This is a genomic window from Microbacterium sp. UBA1097, assembly GCF_002313585.1.
Taxonomy (GTDB): Bacteria; Actinomycetota; Actinomycetes; order Actinomycetales; family Microbacteriaceae; genus Microbacterium.
Genome location: NZ_DCBW01000015.1, coordinates 1 through 6,528, shown reverse-complemented (window position 1 = coordinate 6,528; position 6,528 = coordinate 1). Strand labels below are relative to the sequence as shown.

Annotated in this window: 1 protein-coding gene; it reads left to right on the top strand. The window is 68.6% G+C overall.

Features of this window, described 5'->3' with window-relative positions; translation table 11 throughout:
- The first annotated feature begins 368 nt into the window (after nt 1-368).
- Complete coding sequence (locus tag B4F19_RS04165; protein ID WP_292732944.1) at nt 369-6,392, top strand: fibronectin type III domain-containing protein; 6,024 nt, start codon at nt 369-371, stop codon at nt 6,390-6,392.
- Nucleotides 6,393-6,528 lie beyond the last annotated feature (136 nt).

Genomic DNA, 6,528 nt, shown 5'->3' with positions numbered 1-6,528 from the left:
TCGCTGCATAGAACAACTAGAGCGCGAGGAGTCCGAGGTCATGATGATCTGCGTGTCGCGCTGCAAGGGGGAGCGCCTGGTGCTCGAACTGTAGCGGCGGCGAGCTGGATCGCGCCTCGAGCTCAGGCGAAGTCCCAGCCCGTGTAGGCCAGGCGCGAGCGGCGTCGGACTGCGTCTCTGGGCACGTCCGGGATCGTCCGGATATCAACGGCGCTCGGGCTCCTCGCCCGCGGAAAAGCGGGCCATGGGCGACCTTGTTCGTCAACTGCCGTAGAGATCATCGGGCGGAAGGACACACTTCTGGATACGTCGGATCGGTATAGTCCTCGTACGGCGTTCCAGGGGGAGCGCCTCGAGGGGGAACGCTCATGGCTCCACGCCGCAGCGCGCGATCGCGCCTGATCTCTTCTGTTGTCGCGGCCGCGATCGCGTGCGGTCTGGTCGTGTCGGGAGCAGGCCTCGCCTGGGCGAACGACCCGTCGGCCACTCCGGACACGGAAGCCGCGCTCGAGTCCGTCGTCTCGGAGACGGATCAGGCCGGCCTGGAGGCGATAGATCAGCCGGAAACGATAGACCAGGAGGCGGTCGAGTCATCGTCCCCGGACGATTCGCTCGGCGATTCCCCCGAACTTGCAGAATCGACCGATCCTGCGGAGTCCGCGAACGACGACGGCTCGGGTCCCGCCGACACGGTCGACACCACGACCGACGGAGAGTCGGAGAGCGCAGAAGAGGCTACCCCGCCCGCAGACGGTGCGGCCGATTCGGACGCCGCCGTGCGGGCGATGTCGATCGAAGAGTCGGACGCAAGTCCCGTGGACACCGATTCGGTGGCGTTCTGGTTCGACGGGCGCGAGGGCTCTGCCGTTGTCTCCGAAGGCGAAGCAGGCCTGATCACGATCAGCGGTGTCGTGACGGATGCCGCGACCGACACCCCACTGGTGGGCGCCGTCGTCAGGCTCAACGCCGGGGATGGGCCCGGTGCCGAGGGACCCGTCGCCCTCACCGATGCGGACGGGGCCTTCTCTGCCCAGCTCGAGGGGACCCAGTACGTGCATCTCACGTTCGAGACGCCCGAGGGTGAGCTCTACGTCACGGCCTACGGGTGGTTCGACGGGCGGGTCGATGCCGGGAACGCGTATGACCTCGGCCGTCTCGGTCTGGACGCCGGCGCGGAGCTGTCGGGAGTGCTCAGCGTTCCCGAGGCGCCGGTCGGTCGATTCTCCGCTTCCGTGACGATCTTCACGCCCTCCGGCGAGTACGTAGCAGGCTGGTACGACGATGCGGCGCCGGGGTCGGCTGTGCCGTGGAGCGTCGTGGTCCCAGGCGGTACGTACGTCGTGCAGTTGAGCAACGGCCGCACCGGCTTCGAGGAGCTGTGGTGGGACGGCGCCGCGTCCCAGGAGTCCTCCACCCCCGTGACCGTTGCGGCGGGGGATCGCCGCGGCGGAATCGACGGCGCACTGAGCTTCGGGAGCAACTCGATCTCGGGCACCGTCCTGGCCTCGGACGGATCTCCCCTCGAGAACGTGGATGTCTCCGTCCAAGGACCGGACGGCTCGTCGTCGGGGACGACGGACGCAGGCGGCCGCTACTTCCTTGGGAACCTCCAGCCCGGCAACTACCGCGTCGGCTTCTGGCCCCGATACGAGAGTGGTGGGATCCAGACGTACTACGGCGGTCCGGACTACCAGAGCGCGACAGTGCTCACGATCCCGGTCGGAACCCCGACCGCGCTCACCGGCATCGATGCGAGGATCCGTATCGGCGGCACCGTCACCGGCACCCTTTCGCCGGCGGCCGCCGATGCGATCGACTACCTCGGCATTGAATCGGCGGAGGGGTCCTTCTACTCCGCTGCGGTGCGCCCAGACGGGTCGTTCCGCGTCATCGGCGTGCCCACCGGGACCTACCGCATCACCTATGCGATCGGTGCCACCTCGACCACGTATGGTGACCCCTTCGCGGTCGTCGAGGGTGCCGAGACGACGGTGGATCTCTCCGAACTCTCGATCGCTGCATCCACGCTCGTCCTCACCATCGACGTTCCCGGAGCGGATCAGGGCGGCTACGTCTACCTGCTCGATCCCGTCACGCACGAGCAGGTCGGCATGCAATACGCGCCGACGGCGACTGCAACGCTCCACGCGATCGCCGGAGACTACCTCGTTCGCTACACGAACTGGTTCGGTGCGACCAACTCCGTGTACTACGGCGGAACGAGCCTGGCCACGGCGGCCGTGCTCACGCTCCTGCCGGGGGAGACCGTGCCGATTCTTCTCGCGGCGGGAAGCGGGTCGATATCGGGTGCGATCACGGATGCCGAGACCGGGATGCCGCTCGAGGGCATCGCGGTCGAGCTGTACCGCGCCGACCAGACCTCGTCGGACTCTGCTCCGGTGACGACGACGACCACGGGTCCGGACGGCACCTACGCCTTCGAGCGCCTCGGGGTCAACAATTACGCGATTCTGGCCGGCGGCGAGGAGCAGCTGTACGTCGAGCGGTGGTTCGGGTCCTCCGGCGACCGCGAGGACGCCACAGCCGTCAGCGTCGAGGACGGCGTCGCCTTCGATGGCGCGGACCTCGCGCTCACCCTCGGCGGTGGCATCGGCGGCTCGTTCGACGATCCCCGCGCGACCGGGTCGTCGCAGCGCGCGTACCTGTACCTGTACCCGACCGATGGGGGGCCGTCCCTTTCGCGATCCGGAACCGCATCGACTCTCTTCGACGGCGGACAGTGGCAGTGGCGCGGAATCCCGGCCGGCGAATACACCCTCAGCGGAAACCTCGGCTCTGGCCTCGACTTCTCGTACCCGGACCCGATCACCGTCGTCGCGGGAACGGTAGTCGACACGATCGACCTCACCTTGCCCCCCGCCCAGATCGCGGGAACGGTGACCTCCGAGGCAACCGGTGCGGGCGTGTACGCGTACGTCACCGCGACGTGGACCGAGACCTCCGAGTGGGGAAGCTGGCAGAACTCCACCTCCGTGTACACCGACTACGACACCGGCAGGTACGAGTTCGTGAACCTGACCCCGGGAATCGAATACACCCTGCGGTTCAACCCGGTCTCCTCATCGAGCCTTGCCTCGGAGTGGTGGCAGAACGTGACCACAGAAGCCGAGGCGACTCCGATCGTCGTCGGTGAGTCGGGGTCGGAGACTGTCGTCGCCGACGCCGCGCTCGCGCCCGGCATCCCCATCTCCGGTCGTGTCATCGACGCTCTGACCGGCGAACCCCTCTCGGGCGTCTGGGTCGACTGGAGCACGTATACCGACAGCACCGGTGCCTTCACGGTCTATGCCGACCGGCCGGGAGACATCGACCTCGTGACAGACGGGACCGAGACCCACATCGCCTCGCGCACTCCGCTCACCCTGACCGCGGAAGGCGTGTCGGATCTCACGATCGCGCTCCAACGCGGCTACACGATTTCGGGAACCGTCACGGCGGCCAACAACGGTGCGCCCCTGTCGGGCATCGATGTCAGCATCCGTGCCGCCGACGATGAGTACGACTACGTCGGTAACATCACGGTCTGGACCAGCAGCGAAGGGCGGTTCCAGACAGACGCTCTGCCGCCGGGACAGTACAAGCTCGAGATCCGAAACTACACCGGGCTCTACGTGACACAGTGGTTCGACGCTGCCGAGGACTTCGACGCCGCGCAGGTGCTGTCCCTGATCGACGCGGGCATCGAAGACCTCGACGTTCGGATGACCCTCGGTGGGACCGTATCCGGCCGCATCGTCGACGAGAACGGCACCCCGATCGTCGGCGCGACCGTCGGTGTCGCCACCGCACCCGAGACGGGCCTCGCGAGCGTGTTCTCTGCGTTCGCCCGACTCTTCTCGGCGACCGCTGCGACCAGTCCGATCCTCGACATCGAGACCACGACGGATGCCGAGGGCAATTTCCGCCTCCCCGCGCTCGAGCCGGGCGACTACACCCTCTACGTGTACTCCGCCGAGTTCGGCACCCGCTGGTACGACAACAAGGCCACGCGTGCAGAAGCAGATGTCATCCACATCTCCGGAGGTCAGACCGTGGCGCTCGGCGGCGAGGTGGTGCTGCCACCGCTCGGGGAGGGGGAGACCCCGCGAACGCCGGAGCAGTCCTTGAGCGACGTGTTCGAGATCGTCTCCGGACCCACCGACCAGACAGCGGTGGACGGCGCCACGGTCGAGTTCGCCGCGCTCGCGTCCGGAAGCCCGCTGCCCACGGTGCAGTGGCAGCGCTTGGTCGACGGGGACTGGGTGGACATCCCCGATGCAACCGCGCCGCGGTACGCGTTCGAGGCCGCCGTCGCCGATGACGGCGCGCAGTTCCGCGCCGTCTTCAGTCAGGGGGAGGCATCCCTTCCGACCGATGCCGCCTCCGTGACGGTGTCGCGTGCGCTGTCTGCTCCTGGCCCCGTGGCAGCTCCCGTCGTCGACAGCGTCACCACGACCAGCGCGACGGTGAGCTGGGCGCCGCCCGCCGACGACGGTGGCCGCGCCATCACCGGATACCGGGTGGCGCTGTACCAGGACGGCGACCTCGATCCCTCGCGCGTGATCGCGCTCGGAGCGGTGCAGACGGCGTCCATCGAAGGGCTGGAGCCCGGAACGGGATACGAAGTCACGGTATCGGCGGTCAACAGTATCGGAACGGCCGAACCGTCGCCGCGCACCGCGCTGTCGACCACTGCGCTCACGCGGCCCGACGCGCCGACCAACATCGTCGCGACTGCCGAGTCGTCGACCTCGATTTCCGTGACCTGGAGCCCCGTGACCGCGACCGACGCAGCTCCTCTGACCGGCTACCGGGTGACCGTTGCCACCGCCGGCGAAACCGTGCGTGATCTGGATGTGCCTGTGGGAACGACGACGATTCGGGTCGAGGGACTCGACGCGGATACCACCTACGCCGTGGGTGTGGCATCGCGAAACCAGATCGGCGAGACCCTCGGCGCCGTGGTCGATGTGAGGACTCTCACTCCTCCGCCCGTGGCCACGGTGCCCGATGCGCCCAGTGCGCTGCGGCTGGTCGAGGCGACGCCGACCAGTGTGACCGTCGCCTGGACCGCCCCCGTCGCTGACGGCGGCGCGCCGATCACCGCGTACGTTCTCACAGCCTGGGCCGACGGCGACGCTGTCGGGGAGCCTCTGACGGTCGATCCGCAGGTCACCGCGGCGTCAATCGAGGGCCTCGCGGCCGACACCGACTACACCGTGTCCGTCGTAGCTGTCAACGCGGTGGGACCGAGTGCGGCATCCGGCCCGCTCGCGGTGCGCACGGCGCCGACGCCGGTCACAGCGCCCGAAGCGCCCGTCGATGTCCGCGCTGCCGCGACCTCCCAGAGCACGGCATCCGTCTCGTGGACGGCGCCCGCCACCGATGGCGGCGCTGAAGTCGTCGGGTACGAGCTCACCGTGAGGCGAGGCGCAGAACCGGTGGCGGCAGCCGTCACGGTAACCGGTACCTCTGCACTCATCAGCGGGCTGCTGCCCAAAACCGAGTACACCGTCACGGTTGCCGCGCGCAACAGTGCGGGGCTGGGGGCTGCTTCGGCGGCGACCGCGTTCACCACGCCGGATGCCCTCCCGGTGCTTTCGGTCCCGGGTGTGCCCGGGGTTCCGACGCACGTGAGCTCGACGCCGACCTCGATTTCGCTGAGTTGGACTGCCCCTGAGTCCGATGGCGGCTCCCCGATCACCGGCTACATCCTCACGATCGCCGGGGGAACGCTGGACGGGTGGCCGATCCCGGTCTCCTCGACCAGCTACACCGTGGGCGATCTGCTCCCCGCAACGCCGTACGCGTTCACCGTGCAGGCGGTCAACGCCGTGGGCGCGTCGGCGGCCACGGTCTGGACCGACCCGATTTCGACGCTCGAGTCCGAAGACGGCTCCGACCCGGGTACCGATGAGGGCGGTTCGGACTCGGATGGTGACGAGAGTGGCTCCGAGGGCGGCGCGGGCACGCCGGAGCCCCCGAGCGAGGATGACCTGTCAGCACAGAATCGCGGCTCGGTGACGCTCGGGGCGATCGTCGTCGCTCCCGGTGGCACACTGACCGTGTCGGGCCTCACTCCGGGCGCATCCTACGACGGCTGGTTCTTCTCGACGCCGGTGTCGGTGGGGAAGATCACTGCCGACGCGTCGGGATCGGCATCCGTGAGGATTCCGGGCTCTCTGCCAGCCGGTACCCATCGATTCGTTGTGACCGACCCGGTCACCGGCGTCGTGGTGGGCTGGGCGCCGCTGACCGTGAGTGGGCTACCGGCCACAGGCGGCGAGCTCCCGCTCGATGTTCTCGGATGGGGTGGGCTGGTCCTCGCAGTCGGTGTGGTGCTGTTCACTGTGGGGCGCGTGCGCCGTGGCTCCGGGGCCGGCATCCGCTGACCCCGGAGCGGGGGCGCCGGGATCGGCGGGCGGGGCGAACTCAGCACCGGCGTCGCTTCAGTGCGGGTGCCACGCGACAGGCGGCCGCTTCTCGTGCACCGTTGCGGAGTTCGCTAGCTGTTGTGTCTCGTGAGGT

Excerpts from the sequence above, each read along its gene's own strand:
- B4F19_RS04165 (WP_292732944.1), top strand. The coding sequence starts at position 369 with ATGGCTCCACGCCGCAGCGCGCGATCGCGCCTGATCTCTTCTGTTGTC.